Annotated in this window: 19 protein-coding genes; 5 read left to right on the top strand and 14 right to left on the bottom strand. The window is 64.9% G+C overall.

Annotation, left to right across the window (positions count from 1 at the left end):
- Positions 1–4: 4 nt before the first annotated feature.
- Genes GU3_RS04230 through GU3_RS04215 form a run of 4 tightly spaced genes read right to left on the bottom strand, consistent with a single transcriptional unit; the run spans position 5 to position 3,020 of the window.
- Entirely contained in the window at positions 5–580 is a 576-nt protein-coding gene (locus tag GU3_RS04230) for a nucleoside triphosphate pyrophosphatase (protein WP_014291312.1), read from the bottom strand.
- 9 nt (positions 581–589) lie between these two features.
- Positions 590–1,078: a rod shape-determining protein MreD gene (mreD, locus tag GU3_RS04225; RefSeq protein ID WP_014291311.1), complete on the bottom strand. Its 489-nt coding sequence runs from the start codon at positions 1,076–1,078 to the stop codon at positions 590–592.
- Positions 1,075–1,941 carry a rod shape-determining protein MreC gene (mreC, locus tag GU3_RS04220; protein ID WP_014291310.1) on the bottom strand — a complete coding sequence of 289 codons (867 nt, stop codon included), beginning with the start codon at positions 1,939–1,941 and terminating at the stop codon, positions 1,075–1,077. The genes mreD and mreC overlap by 4 nt, the downstream gene beginning before the upstream one ends.
- Before the next feature lie 35 nt (positions 1,942–1,976).
- A complete protein-coding gene (locus tag GU3_RS04215; RefSeq protein WP_014291309.1) occupies positions 1,977–3,020 on the bottom strand; it encodes a rod shape-determining protein in 1,044 nt (347 codons plus the stop codon).
- 173 nt (positions 3,021–3,193) lie between these two features.
- Between GU3_RS04215 and GU3_RS04210 the strand changes: the two genes are divergently transcribed.
- Entirely contained in the window at positions 3,194–4,105 is a 912-nt protein-coding gene (locus tag GU3_RS04210; protein ID WP_148265848.1) for a pyridoxal-phosphate dependent enzyme, read from the top strand.
- 124 nt (positions 4,106–4,229) lie between these two features.
- Here the strand turns inward: GU3_RS04210 and GU3_RS04205 are convergent, their stop codons facing one another.
- From GU3_RS04205 to GU3_RS04195, 3 genes are all read right to left on the bottom strand, one after another.
- On the bottom strand, positions 4,230–6,143 hold the full coding sequence (locus GU3_RS04205) for an EAL domain-containing protein (RefSeq protein ID WP_014291307.1): 1,914 nt from the start codon (positions 6,141–6,143) through the stop codon (positions 4,230–4,232).
- Positions 6,144–6,309: 166 nt separating this feature from the next.
- Positions 6,310–6,897 carry a single-stranded DNA-binding protein gene (locus GU3_RS04200; protein ID WP_014291306.1) on the bottom strand — a complete coding sequence of 196 codons (588 nt, stop codon included), beginning with the start codon at positions 6,895–6,897 and terminating at the stop codon, positions 6,310–6,312.
- 14 nt (positions 6,898–6,911) lie between these two features.
- A complete protein-coding gene (locus GU3_RS04195) occupies positions 6,912–8,285 on the bottom strand; it encodes an MFS transporter (RefSeq protein WP_014291305.1) in 1,374 nt (457 codons plus the stop codon).
- Between the two features lie 149 nt (positions 8,286–8,434).
- Between GU3_RS04195 and uvrA the strand changes: the two genes are divergently transcribed.
- Together uvrA and GU3_RS04185 are read left to right on the top strand one after the other, a co-directional pair.
- Entirely contained in the window at positions 8,435–11,263 is a 2,829-nt protein-coding gene (gene uvrA / locus GU3_RS04190; protein ID WP_014291304.1) for an excinuclease ABC subunit UvrA, read from the top strand.
- A 19-nt stretch (positions 11,264–11,282) separates the two neighbouring features.
- Positions 11,283–13,004 (top strand): PglL family O-oligosaccharyltransferase, encoded by a 1,722-nt coding sequence (locus tag GU3_RS04185; protein WP_014291303.1) that lies wholly within the window; start codon positions 11,283–11,285, stop codon positions 13,002–13,004.
- Here GU3_RS04185 and GU3_RS04180 read toward each other — a convergent pair.
- The 6 genes from GU3_RS04180 to GU3_RS04155 are packed head-to-tail and all read right to left on the bottom strand — an operon-like array spanning position 12,950 to position 18,812.
- Positions 12,950–13,753 (bottom strand): glutaminyl-peptide cyclotransferase, encoded by an 804-nt coding sequence (locus GU3_RS04180; RefSeq protein ID WP_014291302.1) that lies wholly within the window; start codon positions 13,751–13,753, stop codon positions 12,950–12,952. The genes GU3_RS04185 and GU3_RS04180 overlap by 55 nt on opposite strands.
- A complete protein-coding gene (locus GU3_RS04175) occupies positions 13,750–14,355 on the bottom strand; it encodes an ABC-type transport auxiliary lipoprotein family protein (protein ID WP_014291301.1) in 606 nt (201 codons plus the stop codon). Before GU3_RS04175 ends, GU3_RS04180 begins: the two co-directional genes overlap by 4 nt.
- Positions 14,352–15,269 carry an MlaD family protein gene (locus tag GU3_RS04170; RefSeq protein WP_014291300.1) on the bottom strand — a complete coding sequence of 306 codons (918 nt, stop codon included), beginning with the start codon at positions 15,267–15,269 and terminating at the stop codon, positions 14,352–14,354. The genes GU3_RS04175 and GU3_RS04170 overlap by 4 nt, the downstream gene beginning before the upstream one ends.
- Before the next feature lie 2 nt (positions 15,270–15,271).
- Positions 15,272–16,051, bottom strand: coding sequence for an ABC transporter ATP-binding protein (locus GU3_RS04165; RefSeq protein WP_014291299.1), 780 nt, complete (start codon positions 16,049–16,051; stop codon positions 15,272–15,274).
- Complete coding sequence (locus tag GU3_RS04160; RefSeq protein ID WP_014291298.1) at positions 16,048–17,157, bottom strand: ABC transporter permease; 1,110 nt, start codon at positions 17,155–17,157, stop codon at positions 16,048–16,050. The genes GU3_RS04165 and GU3_RS04160 overlap by 4 nt, the downstream gene beginning before the upstream one ends.
- Complete coding sequence (locus GU3_RS04155; RefSeq protein ID WP_014291297.1) at positions 17,154–18,812, bottom strand: chloride channel protein; 1,659 nt, start codon at positions 18,810–18,812, stop codon at positions 17,154–17,156. The genes GU3_RS04160 and GU3_RS04155 overlap by 4 nt, the downstream gene beginning before the upstream one ends.
- A gap of 112 nt (positions 18,813–18,924) precedes the next feature.
- On the opposite strand from GU3_RS04155, the gene GU3_RS04150 reads away from it, so the two are divergent.
- Positions 18,925–19,236 (top strand): YqfO family protein, encoded by a 312-nt coding sequence (locus tag GU3_RS04150; protein WP_014291296.1) that lies wholly within the window; start codon positions 18,925–18,927, stop codon positions 19,234–19,236.
- 68 nt (positions 19,237–19,304) lie between these two features.
- The gene (locus tag GU3_RS04145) at positions 19,305–19,757 is read left to right on the top strand and encodes a methylated-DNA--[protein]-cysteine S-methyltransferase (protein WP_014291295.1); all 453 of its coding nucleotides are present in this window, start codon (positions 19,305–19,307) and stop codon (positions 19,755–19,757) included.
- A 470-nt stretch (positions 19,758–20,227) separates the two neighbouring features.
- Here GU3_RS04145 and GU3_RS04140 read toward each other — a convergent pair whose 3' ends face one another.
- Entirely contained in the window at positions 20,228–21,451 is a 1,224-nt protein-coding gene (locus tag GU3_RS04140) for a serine hydrolase (RefSeq protein ID WP_014291294.1), read from the bottom strand.
- Positions 21,452–21,532 lie beyond the last annotated feature (81 nt).

Genomic DNA, 21,532 nt, shown 5'->3' with positions numbered 1-21,532 from the left:
CGAATCAGCCGGTCACCACGCCCCCGCGGTGCAGCAAAGCTTCGGTTTCCACCAACGGCAGGCCCACCACGGCGCTGTAACTGCCGTTGATGCGCGACACAAAACGACCACCCAGGCCCTGTATGCCATAGCCCCCGGCCTTGTCAACCGGCTCGCCGGTACGCCAGTAACGGTCGATGTCGGCATCGCTCAACTCACGAAAGGTCACGGCCGTGGTCACCAGCACCACCTCGCAGCCGGCGCCGCCGGCGAGGGCCATGGCGGTCATCACCTCGTGGGTGCGCCCCGACAGCCGGCGCAGCATGGCCTTGCCGTGAGCCTCGCTGTGGGGCTTTTCCAGCACCTCGCCGTCCACCACCACTATGGTATCGCCCCCCAGCACCGGCAGCGGCTGCGGTGCCAGTGCCGCCCCGGCCAGGGCCTTGCTTCGGGCCAGTCGCTGCACATAGTCGAAGGCCGCCTCACCCGGCTGCTGGCGCTCCTCCACTTCCGGGCGCACCAGTGCAAAGCACACCCCCAGCTGGGCCAGCAGTTCACGGCGGCGGGGCGAGGCGGAGGCCAGGTACAGGGCAAGGGTCATGACAGCTCCTCAGGTCAGGGCAAACTGGCGCCGGCACTTGCGCAGCAACAGGAAGATCCAGGGCCAGAACACCATGCTGCTGACGATGGACCAGAAGTAGTGGTAATCCACCTGAATATCCCGGTGCAGGTAGGCGGTCCAGAAGATCAACAGTTTGTTGAGCATCACCAGGCCACCCACCACAAAGGCCTGCTGCCACACCGAGTAATTGCGCATGCGCTGAAACTGGGACGCCGCCAGGTACACCGGAATGACCAGCGCCAGGGCGCGCACGCCGAGCACCGAGCCCAGCAGCAGGTCCAGCAGCAGCCCAGCCACAAAGGCGGTGCCCACGTTGGCCCGGTGCGGCAGGGCAATGGCCCAGTAGATCAGGGTGATCAGCAGCCAGTCGGGCCGAAACGGCGCGATCAACTCCGGCAGCGGCAAAATCGACAGCATCAGCACCAGCGCCAGGCTGAACATGATGCCCAGCCGGCTGCGCAAGGGAAAGGCGCTCATGGCGAGTCCTCGCTGGATGTGGGGGCCTCGGGCTCGGTGACCCTGGGCTCGGGCCACAGCAACAACAGGTAACGCACCCGGTCGAGGGCGGCGAAGGGGGTGATGCGAATATCGGCAAAGGGCTGGCCTTCCTCGTACCCTACATGGGTGACCCGGCCCACCGGATACCCCTCGGGAAAGCGCCCGGCCAGGCCGGAGCTGAGCAGCACGTCGCCTTGCTGAATATCGGTATTGCGGGTGATGTTGTCGAGCACCAGCCGGTCCAGCCGGCCGCTGCCGCTGGCGATGGCGCGAATGTCGTTGCGCGCCACCCGTACCGGAATGCCATGGCTGATGTCGGTGATCAGCAGCACCCGGCTGGTGGTCTGACCCACGGACGTCACCTGGCCGACCACCCCCTGCTCGTTGAGCACCGGCTGGCCTTCAAACACCCCCTGCCGGCTGCCCTTGTCGATCACCACCTGGTGGGAAAACGGATCCGTGTCCACCGCCATGATCTCCGCCACCATGCGCCGGGTATCGTACTGCACCGGCGAGCCCAGCAGCTCGCGCAGGCGCTGGTTTTCCTGCTCCAGGTGACGCAGCCGCAGCAGATCGTCCCGCAGCAGGAACAGCTCCCGCTCCATGCGCTCGGTCAGGTTGAGCAGCGCCCGGCGCGACATCAGCTGGGTCGAGGCGGAGTCCAGCAGCACCCGCGGGCTGTTGGCCATGTACTGCAGCGGGCTCACCAGGGAGTTAAGGTAAAGCTTGATGTCGGTAAAGGACTGGTAGCGGCTGTCCGCCACCATCAGGGCAAGGCTGGCCAGCACCGCCAGGGTCAGGCGAATGGGCAGGGATGGTCCGCGACCGAATATGGGTTTCATCAAGGCAGATCGGGCCGGTCACCCGGCCCGGTTCATCAGTCGTAGTGGAACAGGTCGCCGCCGTGCATGTCGATCATCTCCAGGGCCTTGCCGCCGCCCCGGGCGACACAGGTCATGGGATCATCGGCCACCACCACGGGAATGCCGGTTTCTTCCATCAGCAGGCGGTCCAGATCCCGCAACAGGGCGCCACCGCCGGTCAGTACCATGCCCCGCTCGGAAATGTCGGAAGCCAGCTCCGGCGGGGACTGCTCCAGCGCCACCATCACGGCGCTGACAATGCCCGACAGCGGCTCCTGCAGCGCTTCCAGGATCTCGTTGGAGTTGAGGGTAAAGCTGCGCGGTACCCCTTCCGCCAGGTTGCGGCCCCGCACTTCGATTTCCAGTACCTCGTCCCCCGGGTAGGCGGAGCCCACCTCGTGCTTGATGCGCTCGGCGGTGGCTTCCCCGATGAGCGAACCGTAGTTGCGGCGCACGTAATTGATAATGGCCTCATCAAAGCGATCGCCCCCCACCCGTACCGACTGGGAATAGACCACGCCGTTGAGCGAGATAATGGCCACTTCGGTGGTCCCGCCACCGATATCCACCACCATGGAGCCGGTGGCTTCGGATACCGGCAAGCCGGCGCCGATGGCCGCCGCCATGGGCTCGTCGATCAGGTATACCTCACGGGCGCCGGCCCCCAGGGCGGACTCCTTGATGGCCCGGCGTTCCACCTGGGTGGAGCCGCAGGGCACGCACACCAGCACACGGGGGCTGGGGCGGAAAAAGTTGTTGTCGTGTACCTGCTTGATGAAATGCTGCAGCATTTTCTCGGTAACGTAAAAATCGGCGATCACGCCGTCCTTCATCGGACGAATGGCGGCGATATTGCCGGGCGTACGCCCCAGCATCTGTTTGGCGGCATGGCCGACGGCGGCAACGCTCTGGGCCGAGCCGGCTCTTTCCTGGCGAATGGCCACGACGGAGGGCTCGTTCAGAACTATGCCCTGATCCTTGACGTAGATAAGGGTATTGGCCGTCCCCAAATCGATCGACAGATCGTTGGAAAACATGCCTCTGAGTTTCTTGAACATATGCTGAAGGGGGTCCTGGGTTGAGAAACCGGAAAATTCGGCTAACTTTACCAACGCAACCGGCCCCCCGCAAGGCGCAACCCCGGTGAGGCCGGTCACGAACGAATACGAGTTTCAATAAATCGATAAGTTCCTTACACTTGCGCCAGAACTTTCATTTTCACTGTTTTTCCGTGCTTTCACTGCATCGCTGGCAACACTTGTACGGGCGGGCCGGCACCGCCGTTCTGCAACCGGTACAGCATTCACTGCTCGAGCTCTACGGGCTGACCCTGCACATCAAGCGGGACGACCGGCTACATGCTTTTATTTCCGGCAACAAGTGGCGAAAACTTAAATATGTGTTGCGCCAGGCGCTGTCTGAAGACGCTGCCGGCCTGCTCAGCTTTGGCGGTGCCTGGTCAAACCATTTGCACGCCCTGGCTGCCGCCGGCCACGCCCTGGGGCTGCCCACCGCAGGCATAGTGCGGGGCGAAGCCGAGTATGCCGGCAACCCGACCCTGAGTGATGCTCGAGGCTGGGGCATGCAGCTTGAGTTCGTGGACCGACAAACCTATCGGCGCCGCCACGATGCGGACTTTCTGGCCGGCCTGGCCGCCCGTTATCCGGGTTTTTACCTGATCCCCGAAGGCGGCAGCTGCGAGCTGGCCCTGCCCGGGGTGGCCGAGCTGTGGCAAGAGCTGCCCGAGTGCGATGAACTGATCCTGCCGGTCGCCAGCGGCGGTACCCTGGCGGGGCTGCTCTCGGCCCGCCCCGCCGGCACTCAAGTCACCGGCTATGCGGTACTGAAAGGCGAAGGCTGGCTGGCCGATACCGTGCACGGGCTGTATGGACCCGCGGCCGACGATAACGGCTGGCAGCTGCGGCTGGACCATCACGGCGGCGGCTATGCCAGGTGCAGTGCCGAGGACAACGTCGCCATCACCGCCTTGAGCGAGACACTGGCTGTGCCGCTGGAGCCGGTGTACAGCGGCAAGGCAATGCTGGGGCTGTTTCGGGATATCGAGGCCGGCCATTATTCACACGGCCGCCGGCTGGTGTTTCTGCATACCGGCGGTTTACAGGGGGCCAGAACCTGCCTCTAACTCCAAAACCAACGAGAAGGACAAGGGAGCTCTGATTCACGACCCTCTGCGCCATGGATGGCGCAGCGGAGCCCCCATGGACGGGTTTACGGCGAGTCGTGAAGCAGAGTCCCTTGGCATTCAACTACACCAGCGCAAACCGCTCGGGGCAGGAGAAGTAATAGCCCTGGCCGGCGTGCACCCCCAGCTGTTGCAGGCATTGCCATTCCGCCTCGGTTTCCACCCCCACCGCAATCACCTCGGTGCGGTTGCCCATGCAGTTGCCCAGCAGGCTGCGCACCGCCATCTGGTTATTGGGTTTCTTTTCAATGTCCCGCACCAGGCTGGGATGCAGCTTGAGATAATCGAGCTCGTAATCCTTGATGTATTGGGTGCTGACCACGTCCTGGCCGGCATGATCCACCGCCAGTCCGCAGCCCAGCGCCTTGAGCGCCCGCAGCGGCTTGACCAGGTCCTGGAAATGACGGCTGACCCCGGCTTCCGACAGCTCGATCACCAGATCGTTGAGCAGTGCCTTCGGCAGCTGGATAAGCTCAAACACCAGCCAGCGATGAAAGCCCCGGTTGAGCAGGCTGTCCACCGACAGGTTGATGGCCAGGGTGGCCCGGCGGTCGCTTTCCTGCAGCAGGGTCAGGCAGCGCAGCATGATGCTGCGATCCAGCTCCTGCAGCAGGCCGCATTTTTCCGCCATCGGCAGAAAGTGCCCCGCCGCCAGCTCCCGGCCCTGCTCATCGCGAATGCGCGCCAGCAGCTCCAGGCTCTCCGGCTCACGGCCCCGAGCGCGATAAATGCCCTGGCGGTCGAGCAGCACCGCGTCCTGCTCCAGCACCCGGCCCAGCAGGGTGCGCCAGCGTACCGTGCCCTTGCCGCTGCTCTCCTCGGTCAGGCCCTTGTAATACATGAAATAACCGTCGCCGCCCTGCAGGGCGGCGCTGCGCAGGGCCAGCTCCGCCTCTTCCTCCACCTGGTGCAGTTGCTCGCCAAAACGAAAGCACACACCTCCGATAAACAGGGTAGGGTCGCGCACCGTATCGGGCCAGTGCAACCGGCGCAGCAGCTTCATCACCTGACGGGCCGCGTCCAGCGCCTCGCTTTCCACCAGGTTGGGAAACAGCAGGGCAAAGGTGTTGCCGGTATAGCGGGCCTGCAGGGCACCGGGATAACGCCGGATCAGGTGCCCCAGGTACACCGAGGCCGAGCTCAGCAGCTCATCGCCCCTGTCGTGGCCCAACTTGTGGTTGATGTGCTCCAGGTCCTGCAGCTCCACCAGCAGCAGGGCGCCAGAGTGGCTGGCGGAGTCGTTGAGCGCCGCTTCCAGCCGGTTGTCGAAGAAGATTCGGTTGCCGATGCCGATCTTGCGGTCGACAAACACATTGGCGCGAATGAAGGTATCGAAGCGGCTGCGCTCCTTGCGCGCTTCCTTGAGGTCGCTCATCAGCTTGTCCAGCGCCCGGCTGGCGGCCTGGGGCCATTCCTCCCGCGGACTGTGCTGCAGCATGCTGAGCCGGCCAGCCAGGATCAGCCGGCCGCGCTGATCGAGCAATTCGGCACCGCGCAGCTGGCGGCGAAACCAGCGCAGGCTGAACAACAGGCCAGCCAGCACCAGCATGATGGCACCGGTCAGCCCCGATACCGCCGCCAGCGAGCTGTCGATATGATAAAAGGGCGGACGCAGTACCAGCCGAACCGACAGCCCCGGCTCGCCTGGCAGGACGCGCCGGTACTCCCGGGACACCTCATTGGCAGACAGCGGCTGGCCCTGGCGGTAGCGGTACTGCTCCGCCGCCTCGTCCTGCACCGTAAACTCGATGATGTCGTTGATATCGAGCAGCGCCGGCAGCCAGCGCTCCAGGGCGGGTTGCTCTGCGCTGCCGCTCTGCCAGGCCTCGTCGACCATGCGCACCACGGCGTCGACCTGACGCTGCTGGTAGGCCACGCCCATCTGATAGAAACTGATGCCGGCGCCAACCAGAACCATCAGCACCGCCGCCAGCACACAGAGGGTGATGGTGGTAATAAACTGATTGGTGAATTTCATTCGCTGTCCTTGCCACCGAGCGCGTGCCGGCACGTCCTGTTGATGATCATTAAAGATTCAGATGAACCCTTACCCCGCCTTTGTTCAGTATCGTTCAGTTTGAACGGCGCCCCCAAACGGCAAAAGGCCCCGCCTGAGCGGGGCCTCGAGCATCGGCGCTTCCAGCTTAGAACGGAATGTCGTCATCAAAGTCCATCGGCGGCTCGTTGTACACCGGCTGGCTCTGGGGTTTGGACGCCGGCTGCGGCTGGCTCTGAGGCTGCCCCTGAGACGGGTTGCCATACTGGGGCTGGCCACCCTGCTGGCCGTACTGGCTGCCGCCCTGCTGCTGACCCCAGTTGCCCTGCTGGCCACCGCCCTGCTGGCCCTGATTCCAGCCGCCCTGCTGCTGGCCACCACCCTGAGGACGACCGCCCAGCATCTGCATGGTGCCGCCCTGATCCACTACCACCTCGGTGGTATAGCGATCCTGGCCGCCCTGATCCTGCCACTTGCGGGTTTGCAGCCGGCCTTCCACATACACCTGCGAGCCCTTGCGCAGGTATTCGCCGGCAATTTCGGCCAGCTTGCCGAAAAACACCACCCGGTGCCATTCGGTGCGCTCACGCTGCTCGCCACTCTGCTTGTCCCGCCAGGTTTCGCTGGTGGCCAGGGTGATGTTGGCGACGGCGTTGCCGTTAGGCATATAGCGCACTTCGGGATCCTGACCCAGATGCCCGATCAGGATGACTTTGTTGATGCCTCTATTGGCCATAACTTGCTCCGTACTCACAGGTTGACCAGGCGTTTGGCCTGATCCAGTTCAAAAATGTTGCCATCTACCTTGAGGTAGGCGGCGCTTTCATCGGGAATGATCAGCGCCTCGTGCACCCCCGGCAGTGCCATCAGGCGCTGCAGCAGCTGACTGCGGGCAGACTCCGTTTCCATATTACCACCGATGGGCAGAATATGAGACCGTACCCGGCTCACATTGGTCATGCCCGCCGACAGCCAGAACCACAACACCATGGTCAGCGCCACCAGTAAAAATACCCCCGAACCGCCTAGTTGCTGGAACAGGGCGCCCCCCAGCACGCCGCCGAGAAAGGCGCCGAAAAACTGGCTGGTGGAGTAGATGCCCATGGCGGTGCCCTTGCCGCCCGCCGGCGCCAGCATCGACAAAAACGCCGGCAGCGAGGCTTCCATAAAGTTGAAGGCGGTAAAATACAGCACCATGGCTACCGCCAGCAGCCACAACTGGCCCTGCCCCAGGGCCATCAGCACCAATGCCACCATCATCACCAGAATGGAGGCCTGAAACAGCAGCTTGTTCATGTTGCGCCGGGCGCCAATGATCAGAAAGGGAATGATCAGCACAAACGACAGCATCAGCGCCGGCAGATACAGCCACCAGTGATGTTCCGGCACCAGGCCGGCGTCTTTCAGGGACAGCGGAAACGCCACAAACACCGCCGTCAGGGTCATGTGCAGCAGCAGAATGCCAAAATCGAGCCGCAGCAACTGCTTGTCTTTCAGCAGCCGGCCCAGCAGCTCGGGGGCGGCGGTCACGTCCCGGATCTGGCCCTTGCTCACCGAATCCGGCAGCATAAAACGCACCATCACCATGCCCACCAGCGCCAGCAGCGCCGTGCTCCAGAACACCCCGGACAGCCCAAACAGCGCCGCCAGCAAGGGCCCCGCCACCATGGCCACGGCAAACGACAGGCCGATACAGACGCCGATAATGGCCATGGCCTTGGTGCGGTTTTCTTCCCGGGTAATGTCGGCGGCCAAGGCCAGAATGGCGCCGGCAATGGCACCACTGCCCTGCAGCACTCGGCCAGCCACCACGCCATAGACCGAGTCGGACAGCGCCGCCACCACCGAGCCGGCGGCAAACAGCCCCAGGCCGGCATAGATCACCGGCTTGCGGCCGATGCGGTCCGACAGCCAGCCGGCGGGGATCTGCAGCAGCGCCTGGGTCAGGCCGTAAGCGCCGATGGCGATGCCCACCCACAGGGGCGAATAGCCTTCCAGGCTGTCACCGTACAGGGCAAACACCGGCATGATCATGAACAGGCCCAGCATGCGCATGCCAAAAATGCCCGCCAGGGTAAAGGACGCCCGTCGCTCCCGCGGGCTGAAGCCTTGCTGATCGCTCATGAATGATGGTTCCGCAGTCATTGTTCACAAAGGAGCGGCAGTTTAGCACGGAGCGCCGGTCGAGATTAATCCCTCTTGTTGCGCTCTTGGCTGGCTATTCATCCAGTGCCATACTAGCCGGTCTGGTTTAAAACTTGGTCAAGCTGCAGATGGATAAAATCGACGTTCGCGGAGCCCGCACCCACAACCTGAAGAACATCAGCCTGGAACTGCCCCGGGACAAACTGATCGTGATCACCGGCCTGTCGGGCTCGGGCAAGTCATCCCTGGCCTTTGACACCCTCTATGCCGAAGGCCAGCGCCGCTATGTGGAGTCGCTCTCCGCCTACGCCCGCCAGTTTTTGTCCCTGATGGAAAAGCCCGACGTCGACCATATCGAGGGGCTGTCGCCGGCCATTTCCATCGAGCAGAAGTCCACCTCTCACAATCCCCGCTCCACCGTGGGCACCATTACCGAAATTCATGACTACCTGCGCCTGCTGTTTGCCCGGGTGGGCGAGCCCCGCTGTCCCACCCACCACCTGCCGCTGACCGCCCAGACCATCAGCCAGATGGTGGACAAGGTGCTGGAGCAGCCCGAGGGCAAGCGGCTAATGCTGTTGGCGCCGGTGGTGCGCAACCGCAAGGGGGAGCACAGCAAGCTGCTCGACAACCTCTCGGCCCAGGGCTTTATTCGCGCCCGCATCGACGGCGAAGTGTGTGATCTGTCGGATCCGCCGGCACTCGAATTGCAGAAAAAACACACCATCGAAGTGGTGGTGGACCGCTTCAAGGTGCGGGACGATCTGCAGCTGCGGCTGGCCGAGTCCTTTGAAGCGGCGCTGGAGCTGTCCGGCGGCATCGCCTCGGTGGTGAGCATGGACGACGAGCACGAAGATCCCCTGGTGTTTTCCGCCAACTTCGCCTGCCCCGAGTGCGGCCACTCCATCGCCGAGCTGGAGCCGCGCATTTTCTCCTTCAACAACCCGGCGGGGGCCTGCGAGCAGTGCGACGGCCTGGGCGTGCAGCAAATCGTCGACCCCGACAAGGTGGTGTCCAACCCCGAGCTGAGCCTGGCCGGCGGTGCCATTCGCGGCTGGGACAAGCGCAGTTATTACTATTACCAGATGCTGAAATCCCTGGCGGAGCACTACGACTTCGATCTGGAGGCGCCCTTTGAGAGCCTGTCCGGGCCGATACAAAAAGCCGTGCTGTACGGCTCGGGCCGCACCAGCATCGAGTTCCGCTACATGAACGACCGGGGCGATGTGCTGGTGCGCAAGCACCCCTTTGAGGGCATCATTCACAACATGGAGCGCCGCTACCGGGAGACCGAGTCCAACTCGGTGCGGGAAGAGCTGGCCAAATACCAGAGCAACCGGGCCTGCCCCGGCTGCGGCGGCACCCGGCTGAAGGAAGCCGCCCGCCATGTGTTTGTGGCGGATCACAACCTGCCCCGGGTGTCCGACATGGCCATTGGCGAGGCCCATGCCTTTTTCACCGGACTGCAGCTCGCCGGGCAAAAGGCGCAAATCGCCGACAAGATCCTGAAGGAGATCATTGAGCGGCTGGGCTTTCTGGTCAATGTCGGGCTCAACTACCTGACCCTGTCCCGCAGCGCCGAAACCCTGTCCGGGGGTGAGGCCCAGCGCATTCGCCTGGCCAGCCAGATCGGGGCCGGCCTGGTGGGGGTCATGTACGTGCTCGACGAGCCCAGCATCGGCCTGCACCAGCGGGACAACGAACGACTGCTGGCCACCCTCACTCACCTGCGGGATCTGGGCAATACCGTGATCGTGGTGGAGCACGATGAAGACGCCATTCGCGCCGCCGATCATGTGCTCGACATCGGCCCCGGCGCCGGCGTGCACGGCGGCGAAATCGTGGCGCAAGGCACCCCGGCGGAGGTGATGGCCAACCCGGATTCCCTTACCGGCGCCTATCTGTCGGGACGGGAATGCATTGCCGTGCCGACGCAACGCACCCCAGTGGGCGAGCACTGGCTGAAACTGGAAGGGGCCAGCGGCAACAACCTCAAGCAGGTAGATCTGGAACTGCCCCTGGGGCTGATGACCTGCGTCACCGGGGTATCCGGCTCGGGCAAATCGACGCTGATCAACGACACCCTGTTTCCCCTGGCCCACCGGGAGCTGAACAAGGCCACCGTCAGCCAGCCGGCGCCTTATACCGCCATTCACGGCCTGGACAAGCTGGACAAGGTGGTGGACATCGATCAGAGCCCCATCGGCCGCACGCCCCGCTCCAACCCGGCCACCTACACCGGCATTTTCACTCCTATTCGCGAGCTGTTTTCCGGCACTCAGGAGGCTCGCTCCCGGGGCTACAAACCGGGCCGCTTCTCGTTCAACGTCAAGGGGGGGCGCTGCGAGGCCTGCCAGGGCGACGGCATGATCAAGGTGGAAATGCACTTCCTGCCCGACGTTTACGTGCCCTGCGATGTGTGCAAGGGCAAGCGCTACAACCGGGAAACCCTGGAGATCCAGTACAAGGGCAAAAGCATTCACGAGGTGCTGGAGATGACGGTGGAAGACGCCTGCGCCTTCTTTGCACCGGTGCCGGCCATCGCCCGCAAGCTGCAAACCCTGATGGACGTGGGCCTGTCCTACATTCGCCTGGGGCAGTCGGCCACCACCCTGTCGGGGGGCGAGGCCCAACGGGTCAAGCTGGCCCGTGAGCTGTCGAAGCGGGACACCGGCCAGACCCTGTACATTCTCGACGAGCCCACCACCGGCCTGCATTTCCACGACATTCAGCTGCTGCTGACGGTGCTGCACCGGCTGCGGGACCACGGCAATACGGTGGTGATCATCGAGCACAACCTGGACGTGATCAAAACCGCCGACTGGATTGTGGATCTGGGGCCGGAAGGGGGCAGCGGCGGCGGCCGCATTCTGGTGGCCGGCACCCCTGAAGCGGTGGCGGAGCATCAGGACTCGCACACGGCCCGTTTTTTACGGCCTATGCTGAATGGGCGCTAGCCGATAAAGGAGTCAGGGAATGACCCGTATCTCACTGCCCTACCTGTTTTTCTGGTGTTTTGCCGCCTGGGCCCTGGGCGGCATGCATTTTTTCATGCACAACCCCGGCGGCGCCGGCCTCTACCTGCCGTTCAACATGACCGGCTGGATACTGGTCTCGCTGATGATTGGCCTGGGGCTGTGGCAGCTCACCCTGAACCGGATGGTGGTGTGGACGCCCTTCCACCTGGGCTGCTGGCTGGCCTTTGCGCTGCTGCTGGTGCCCCTGCTTTACCCCAATGCCGAACTGGCGGACCGGGCCCTGCCCCGGCTGGCGGGGCTGGCGGGCGGCCTGCTGTTCTGGTTTGCCCTGTTGCAATGCCGCTTTGATGAACACGGCCGCTGGCGCCTGCTCTATGTGCTGCTGGCGGCAGTCAGCCTGGAAATGCTGCTGGGGCTGGTGCAGTACTACCTGCTGGGCCCGGACAACGGCATGGGCTACAACACCAAAACCAACCGCCCCTATGGCATTTTTCAGCAACCCAATGTGATGGCCAGTTTTATGGCCACCGGCCTGATGCTGGCCTGGTTTTTGTGGCAGGAAGACCGTCGCCCCCTGCCCGCCCTGCGCCGGCTCTGGCTGGGAGCCGTGCTGGTGACCACACCGCTGCTGCTGGTGGTGTTGCAGTCCCGGGTGGGACAACTGGGTGCCCTGGTGGGGGTATTGCTGTTGCTGCCCCTGAGCTGGCAGCGGAGCCGCCGCCACACCCTGATGCTGCTCGGCCTGGTGACCCTGGGCATCGCGCTGGCATTGATCTCCATGGCGCTGGTGGACGGGGTGCAACGGGGTGCCGACATTTACAGCGATCCGGGGGTGCGCAAGTACTACTGGCAGCAAAGCCTGGCGCTCATTGCCCAGCATCCCTGGGTCGGCGTGGGCTACGGCGACTTTGAGCGGCAGTTTATGGAGTTTTACGCCGCCCAGCGGGAACATCTGGCCGGGTTGCCACCGATGGAACCCAATCTGGATCACCCTCATAACGAGCTGTTGTTCTGGGGCGTGGAAGGGGGCCTGCTGCCGGTGCTGGCCATCATCGGGGTGGCGCTGATGTTGGTGCGGGTGCTGTGCCGGGCGCCCTGGCGCCAGGCCCTGGCCCTGGCGGCGCTGGTGTGGCCCATTGCCCTGCACAGCCAGACAGAGTACCCCTTCTACCACTCCCTGGCCCACTGGGTCACCCTGCTGGTGTTGCTGTACTGGATTGACGGGCGGCTGCAGCCCCCTCGGGAAACGCCCTATCGCCACCGGCTGCTGGCCCGCTTTAGTGCCCTGCTGGTTCCGTTGCTGGTGGTGGCTTTTATGGCCACCGGCCTGCAGACCGCCCATGTGATCACGCAATACGAGCGTGCCGGCAGCAAGGAGCCAGCACTGCTGCAGTCGGCCCTCAACCCCCTGGCCTGGCTGGGCCGGGTGGAATTCAACGCCATGTCGCTGCAGCTGACGCTGGCAACGGCCCGGCAGGATGCCGCAGCGCTGCAGGCCTACCTGGACTGGGGGCAGGCATTCGTGCGCCACACGCCCCGGGCCAGCGTGTACCGCAACATGGTGCTGGCGCTGCATCGGCTGGAGCGCCCCGAGGAAGCGCAGCGGCTGCTGCAACGGGCCCGCGACTTCTACCCGAAAGACACCACCCTGGCTGACGACAGCATTCAGCGGGCACTGACGGCGCCCGCTTCCGCGTTGGCAAAGGCCGCCGATGCCTGAACAAAGCGCACCCGGAACAGCCGGGGCCACCACTTGCCGGTGAGGTAAAACTCACCGGTATCGGGATTGTGAGCAATGCCGTTGAGCACCGCTTCCCGGTGCGCAACCCGGCCGCTCAAGGGCAGCAGGGGGGCGGCGTCGATCACCCCGTCCACCTCGCCGCTGGCCTTGTGAATGCGCAGAATGTGCGCCTTCTTCCAGACATTGGCATAGATATATTCTCCCGCGCAGGCCAGATCGTTGATCCGGGACTGCGGCCGCCCCTGCAGGCGCACGGTCAGCCGCTGTTGCAGGGCAAAGTCGGCCGGGTGGCGCCGCTGCAGGGTGGCCGAGCCGTCGCTCATCCACAGGCTGTCACCGTCAAAGCACAGGCCCCAGCCTTCCCCTTCGTAGGAAAACGCGGTTTCCAGCTCAAGTTCTGGCAGGCGCCAGACCAGGGCCAGCCCTTCCCGCCAGGTCAGCTGCACCAGTTGCTCCCCCACCCGGGCCACTCCCTCGCCAAACAGGCTGTCGGAAAGCCGGGTCTGCCGGTCGGCCTCGCCGTTGCGCGTACTCAACCGCCGCAGGCTGGACTGGCCGTAAAGCCCGGTGCTTTCAAACAACTGGCCGTCGTGCCAGGTCAGGCCCTGGGTAAAGGCATTGATGTCATGGGGCAGCACCTCCAGCACCTGCACCGTCAGCCGCTCCACCGCCGCCACCGGCGCGCTCAGCCAGAGCATCCCCCACAGCCACCAGCTGCACCGGTTCATTCCGCCGCGGCCTCCCCAAAGGCCAGCAGCCAGCGGGCCAGTTCCGGCGCCAGCCGGTCGGCGGCCCGGCCCAGCGCGGCCACGGCGGCATCCGCACTCAGGTTATCCAGGGCTTCCCGCTGCTCGAAACGCCGGCTGGCCACAATGCGCCTGTCGGCGGTGCGCAACAGCCGGGCATCATAGCGAATGACCGCCTCTCGCCGGTCCGCACTCAGATCCACTTCAAAGGCCCGCAAGGTGCCGGCCAGCTCCCACTCGGCCCGGGCTCCGTCGTCTTCATGGCTGAGAGCGTCAAACTGCGCACTCCGCCACAGCGCATCCAGCAGCCAGTCCTGCCACAGCTCGGGCAAGGGAGCCGCCCAGCGAGCACCGCCGTAAGCCTGGTAGGACTGCTGCTCGGTCAGCACCAGCAGCCGGTTGCCGTTCAGCACGCCCGTACTCTGAGGCCGCACCAGGCGCAGCCCCTTGAGCGGCGGCGCCTGCTCGTGCAGGGCCAGGCTGGGCGGGGGCAGCCGGTAGCGGCTGACCGTTTCCGCCGGCGGCAGCACCGAACAGCCTGCCAGCCCCAGCAGGGCCATCATCCACACACACCATTTGTTCATGGTTGAAACTCCTCCATGGGTTCTCGCTCCAGCAGCGTACCGGCGGGATCCTGCTCCAGCTGTCGGGCCAGCTCGCCTAGGGATCTCAGGGTTCGGCGCAGCTCCCGCAGCGCCGGCTCCAGCTCGGCCAGCCCCTGCGCCCCCGCCTCCAGCGCCGGTTGCTGTTGTGTCAGCAGCCGCTCTAGCCGTTCGCTCAGGCGCTGCAGGCTGGCGGCGGTGGCGGCGGTATCGGCCAGCAGGGGCTCACCGTGGCGGGCCAGCTGCCGATCGAGGCGCGCCAGCAGGGTATCCAGCCGAGAGGCGGCCGTGGTCAGGGAAACCACGCCCTCGCTCAGGGTGCCCTGCTGTTGCGCAAGGGTGGCGGTCACGCTGTCGAGGCTGCCCAGGATCCGGCTCACATGGGCGGCGTTGGCCGGCGTCAACAGCCGGTTGGCGTTGTCGAGCAGGGTGTTCAGGCTCAACATCAATTCTTCACTGCTGACCCGCAACCGGGCCAGGGGCGATGGCTCGGCCCGGATCACCGGAATGTCGTCGCGTCCGTCCGCCAGCAGCGGACTCGACGGAGAGCCATGGCTGAGTTCGATATTGGCGGCCCCGGTAATGTTGGCCAGGGCCAGCCGGGCCCGAGTGTCGGTTTTGACCGGCGCATCGGCGGCAATCCGCACCCGGGCCCGCACCTGGCGCGGATCCTGCGGGTTCAGGGTCAGGCTTTCCACCTCGCCCACGCGAATGCCGCTGTACTGCACCGCGCTGCCCACCGACAACCCGGACACCGGCTCGCTGAACAGAATGTCGTAACGGCGCAGCTCCCGCTCGTCCCCGATCTTGGCCAGCCAGAGGGCAAAGACCAGGGCCGCCGCCGCCGTCAGCAAGGTAAAGAGGCCGATCAGCACATGATGGGCTCGGGTTTCCATGTTTACTCCTCGTTGCCGTGGGCGGCGCGCCGGGCCGCTCTGCCCCGCGGGCCGTGAAAATAATCCTGAATCCAGGGATCCTCGGTGGCGGCCACCTCGTCCAGGGTGCCCGCCGCCTGCACCCGTTTTTGCCCCAGCACCGCCACCCGGTCACAGCAGGCATAGAGGGTATCGAGATCATGGGTGACCAGCACCACGGTCAGCCCCAGGGCGTCGCGCAGGGTCAGCAGCAGCCGGTCAAAGGCCGCCGCCGACACCGGATCCAGGCCGGCGGTGGGTTCGTCCAGAAACAGGATTTGCGGATCCAGCGCCAATGCCCGGGCCAGGGCCGCCCGTTTGACCATGCCACCGGACAGGTTCGCCGGATAACGCCTGCCCGCCAGCGCCGGCAGCCCGGCCAGCGCCAGCTTGATGTCCGCCAGCTCGCCGGCCCGCTCCCGGCTGAGGCCGGCATGCTCCACCAGCGGCAGGGCGATATTTTCCAGCACCGTCAGGGAAGAAAACAGGGCGCCGCTCTGAAACAGCACGCCCATGCGTCGCTCAAGCCGGCTGCGTTGCGCCGCCGGCAGGGTCAGCAAGTCCTGCTGCCACAGCCGCACCTCGCCGGCATCGGGGCGGTGCAGACCAATGATGGAGCGCAACAGCACCGATTTGCCGCTGCCGGATCCGCCCACCAGGCCGAGGATCTCCCCTTCGTTCACGTCCAGATCCAGACGATCATGCACCACCTGGCTGCCAAAACAGTTGCGCAGGCCCCGCACCCGAATCATGGCCCCGCTCACCAGCCCATCTCCATCAGGAACAGGGCGGCGATGGCGTCGAGCAGGATCACCACAAAGATCGACTGTACCACGCTGGAGGTGGTGTGCTCGCCCACCGACTGGGCGCTGCCCGCCACCTTGAAGCCTTCCAGGCAGCCAATCAGCGCGATCAGTACCGCGAACAGCGGCGCCTTGCCCAACCCCACCAGCAGGTGGCGCACCGGCACCTCCTGCACGATGGCCAGGTAGCGCGCCGGGGCGATGTCCAACGACAGCAGGCCCACCAGGGCGCCGCCAAACAGGCCGCTGATGATGGCGATAAAGGTCAGCAGCGGCAGGGTCAGCAACAGCGCCAGCAGCCGGGGCAATACCAGCAGGGCGATGGGATCCAGCCCCTGGGCGCGCAGGGCATCCAGCTCCTGGTTGACCTTCATCGAGCCCAGCTGGGCGGTAAAGGCGCTGGCGGTGCGGCCGGCCAGCAGAATGGCGGTCAGCAACACGCCAAACTCGCGCATAAAGCTGTAGGCCACCAGATCCACGGTGTAGATGGTGGCACCGAAGTTTTCCAGCACGGTGGCCCCGAGAAAGGCCACCACGGCCCCCACCAGAAAGGTGAGCAAGGCCACTATGGGCACCGCATTCAGGCCACACTGCTGCATCTGCGCCACCAGGGCGGTAAGGCGCCACTGGCCCGGGCGCAGCACCAGCCCCAGACCGGTGCTCAGAGTCAAGCCGGTGAAACCGAGCAGCAAGCGCCCCTGCCGCCAGCCCGACTGCATCCCGGCCCCCAGCCGGGCCAGGCCGTCGCTCCAGCGAGTCTCGGGGGCGGGTGCCGGCTCCCGTCCGCTCATGGCCCCGGCCACCGCCAGCAACAAGGCCCGCTGGCCATCGGTCAGGCCGGTGGCGTCCCGGGCCAGCGCCAGCAACGGCTCCCCCAGCCGCTGCCACAACAGGCCGGCGCCGGCGGTGTCGAGCCGGGTCAGCCCGCTGCCGTCCAGCGTCCTGATGTCCCGGGCTGGCAGGGAAGCCAGCCCGGCGTCAAGCCGGTCGTGATGAGCCAGGGTCCAGTCGCCGCTCAGGCACAGCCGGCCTGCGCTCAGCTGCCAGCCGCGCTCGTTATCGCTCAATACAGACCTCCTTCCTCGGTAAGCATGTGCATCAGCCGGCTGCGGGTCACCAGCCCCCGGCCCCGGCGCACCGGCACCAGAAAACCGGCGCCGCCCTCCCCCTGCAGAATGCGCAGCGCTTCCAGCAGCGACATGTCCCGTTCCAGCCGTTTCAGCCGCTGGGCGGGAGTGAGCAGTGCCGTCAGGGTTTCCGGGGTCATGGCGGGTTCAAGTTGTGACGGGTTGAGCAGGTAATAGCCCTGCTCCCGCTTGACCACCAGGGCCTTGGCATCGGTGCGCGGCGGCGCGCCTTCCCCGCTCCACTCTACCAGGCTCATGTCGGCCAGCTCCGACAGGTAACGCTGGGCCAGGGCGGTGCGCAGCGGATGGGTCTGCAGCTCCCGGCCGCGGACGCGCAATTGGGTGATCACCAGGGACGGCAGGTGAAAACCGTGCTGGCACAACAGGTTGGCCCCCAGTACCACCACCATGGCCGGCAGCATGGCCTCGGCACTGAGGGACAGCTCCAGCACGGTGGCGATGGCTGCCAGTGGCGCGTGCAGCACGGCGCTCATCATCGCCGCCATGCCCAGCAGCGCATACAGCGCCGGATCCGATGCACCAGGGAGCAGGGTACCGGCCACCCCACCGGCACAGACGCCCAGCATCAGGGTGGGGGCAATCTGGCCGCCGGGCACGCCCAGGCCGATGGCCGCCGCCGTGGCCAGCAGCTTGGCCCCCAGTATGCCCAGCAACAGCAGCCAGGGCAGCTGGTTGCCGAGCGTGGCATTGATGGTGTCGTAACCGGATCCCAGGATCTGGGGAGCGGCCAGGGCCAGGGCGCCGGTCATGCCCCCGGCCAGCAACAGGCGGAACGCACGGGACTTGAGCGGAAAACGGATGAACGCCAGCACCAGCCGCTGAAACAGCGCCGCCAGCAGCCCCACCCAAAGCCCGGTCAGCAGCAGACCGGGCATGTCCGAGTAGGACGCCAGTGACAGGCTGACCGGTGCCAGCACGGCATGCTCCCCCAGCAGAGCACCGGTCAGGGCGGAGGCGGTAATGGCAGCGGCGATAATGGGCGCAAAGCCAAGCAGGCTGTATTCCATCAGCACCACCTCCATGGCGAACAGCACCCCGGCCAGGGGAGTGTTAAAGGCCGCCGAGATCGCCGCCGCCGTGCCGCAACCCAGCAACAACCGCAGTTGGCTGGGCGGACGGCCACTGAGCTGACCAATCTGGCTGGCAATGCCCGCCCCCAGGTGCACCGCCGGGCCTTCCCGCCCCACGCTGTGGCCGGAGCCCAGGGCAATGAGTGCGGCCACAAACTGAAAACCGATATTGGCCGCCGGAAGCCGGCCCTGGCCAAACTGCAGCCGCTCCAGCACGTAGGCCAGCCCCACCGACTGGCACGCCGGCGGCGTCAGCCGGTAAAGCAGGATCAGCAGCACGCTGCCCAGCAGGGGCAGCCCCAGCCGCCAGTGCCAGCTCAGCGCCTCGAAATCTTCCAGATTTTTGCCGTTGAGCGCGTCCAGCGTGGCATTGAGCAACAACAGAAAACTCATCATCACCAGGCTGGCGATGATGCCGGTCATTACGCCCAGCAGCACCAGCGGCAGCAGGCTGCCGGAACGGCGCGCAAACAGGCGCTGGATCAGGTTGTCCGCTTGCATCATGAACAGGTTCCGAACGCGTCAGGACTTTCCATTATCCTCCCCAGTGGCGGAATAAACCACTTTTGCAGCAATGATTTATGGTATATTTCACAGACTTTGAACGGGAGGCATTATGTACAAGCTGGTATTTTTTGTACCCGAATCCCATGCCGAGGTAGTGAAACAGGCGGTGTTCGCCACCGGTGCCGGCAAAATCGGCAACTACGATCAGTGCTGCTTTGAAACCCCTGGCCGAGGGCAGTTTCGGCCCCTGGCCGGCGCCAATCCCTTTATCGGCGAGCCCGGCGGGCTGGCGCGGGTGGATGAGCTGCGCATCGAGCTGGTGTGCGAGGATCACCTGATCCGCGAGGCCCTGGAGGCCCTGCGCCGCGCCCACCCCTATGAAGAGCCCGCCTATGACGTCTGGCCCCTGGCCGGACTTTGAAGCCCGGCCCCGCAACTTTTTTCCCTTGCGGGGCTCCAATGCCTGTCACTCCTCATTGAGCGCGCACCATGCATTGTATTCTGCCCAGCCCCTGCGGCCCCCTTCGCATTGAGGCCACCCCCGAGGCCATTACCCGGGTTCAGTTTCTGGACGATGAAGTCCTGCCCGTTGCCGCCGGCTCGCCTCTGCTGGCCGAGGCCAGTGCCCAGCTGGCCGCCTATTTCGCCGGCCGGCGGCAGCACTTCGACCTGCCGCTGGCTCCGCACGGAACGCTTTTTCAGCAACAAGTGTGGCGCGCCCTGCAGGAGATTCCCTGGAATCAGCCCTGCAGCTATACCGACATCGCCGCCGCCATCGGTAATCCCAGGGCGGTGCGGGCCGTGGGCGCCGCCAATGGCCGCAACCCCATCGCCATCATCATTCCCTGTCACAGGGTGATCGGCGCCAATGGCAGCCTGACCGGGTATGCGGGCGGTCTGGCGCGCAAGCGCTGGCTGCTGGCGCACGAGGCAGGATCCTGACAATTCCCCCGCCGGCGTGTGCGAGATCTCTCAAGCTGAGCGCAGACAATACATTTTCGTCCCTATGCCATCACCGCAAGTCCACTTTTTTCCTTTTAAAAATCAAACCACTGACATTTTTTAACCCATTCTGACCGCAGGGACAATGGCGCCAGCCGGATTGAGCAGAACTCGCTTCGGGTTATTATCTCCCCCGTTAGGAAGCAGGAAGACCGGTCAGGATGACTGGTCGGCCAGGAAGGCAAAAGGACACCTTCAGGGTTGAAGAGGTGAAGCGGGTCAGGAAGGACGCGCGGTCAGGAAGGACCAGGACACCCCGACGGATCGGGAAGGGGAATATTTCACGGAGTGAAATACAGTCAGGGAAATGGCAGGGAGCCATGAGGTTCACGGAATAGAGCCGTCAGGACGACCGAAAAAGGGGCAACAGTGATGTTGCCCCTTTTTCGTGTCCGCGATTCATGCGGCGATTACAGCCGGACCACCAGGCAATCCATGCCCTGACGGGACAGGTGCTGGCAGGCATTCTTGGCCTGCTTCTCTTCAAACCCCACCAGACGGGCGCGAAACAGCTTGCGGTTGCTGATCTCCACTTCAGACACCGCGGCCCGGGCCTGGGCCGCATCCCCCAGCCGGCTGGCGGCATCGGACGCCCGCTCCCGGGCCTGCTCGGGCATACGGAAGGAGCCGATTTGCACCGCCCAGCCCAGGTTATCTTCGGCTGTGCTCTGAGCCACGGGCAGCGAAGCCACCGCCGACGGCTGCAACGAGACCGGGGCCTGGGTTTGCGGTGCCTGACGCATTGTCTGACGCACGGTGCGGGTACTCACCACCAGATGCTCGGCGGCCGGCGCCTCCTTGGCGGAGACCCGAGCGACCTGGGTGGCCCGCCCGATACTGCGTTCAATCAGCGAGGCCATCTGCTTGTCTCGTGACTGCGCGGTCTTGCCCCCCATCACCACCCCCACCACCCGGCGATCATCCCGCAGGGCCGAGGTCGCCACGTTAAACCCGGAGGCGCGAATATAGCCGGTTTTCATGCCATCCACCCCGGGCACATTCTGCACCATGCGGTTGTGGCTGCGATAGGTCCGGCCCTTGTAGCTGAACGAGGAGGTGGAAAAATAATGGTAGTAGGCCGGGTAGTCTTTCATCAGCCGCAACGACAGGACGGCCAGATCCCGGGCGGTGGAAATCTGCCTGGGTTCGGGCAGCCCCGAGGCATTGCGAAAGGTGGTATTGTGCATTTTCAGCTCTTTCGCCTTGGCGGTCATGCGCCGGGCAAAGGCTTCCTCGCTGCCCCCCAGCGCCTCGGCCACCACCACCGCCACATCGTTGGCCGAGCGCACGATCAGCGCCGGGATGGCATCGCGCACGCGCAGCGTCTCCCCCTTTTTGAGGGAGATATTGGTCTGGGGCATGGCGGCGGCGTGGGCCGACACCGGCATGGCGGTGTCCAGGGTCATGCGCCCCTGCTCCATGGCCTCGAACAACAGGTAGAGGGTCATCATCTTGGTCAGGGATGCCGGGTAGCGGCTGGCGTCGGCATTGGCCGCATGCAGCACGGTGCCGTTTTCGGCGTCGATCACGATGGCCGCATAACGCGGATTGGCCTGAACCTGGGCGCTCAGGCAAAGCAGCAGCAGCCCAAGAAGGTGAGCAAGTGTTTTTCCCGGACGGGATACAACAAACATGGGACCCTCCTCCCAATGTTGAATAAAAACCGGCAGAAGCTACGCCAAGCCGTTAAGCCTGTCCAGTCCCCCGTGTGCGCA

Source organism: Oceanimonas sp. GK1 (assembly GCF_000243075.1).
Classification (GTDB): Bacteria; Pseudomonadota; Gammaproteobacteria; order Enterobacterales; family Aeromonadaceae; genus Oceanimonas.
Note: the sequence above shows the minus strand (reverse complement) of the source record. Positions and strands in the feature narration are given on the sequence as shown.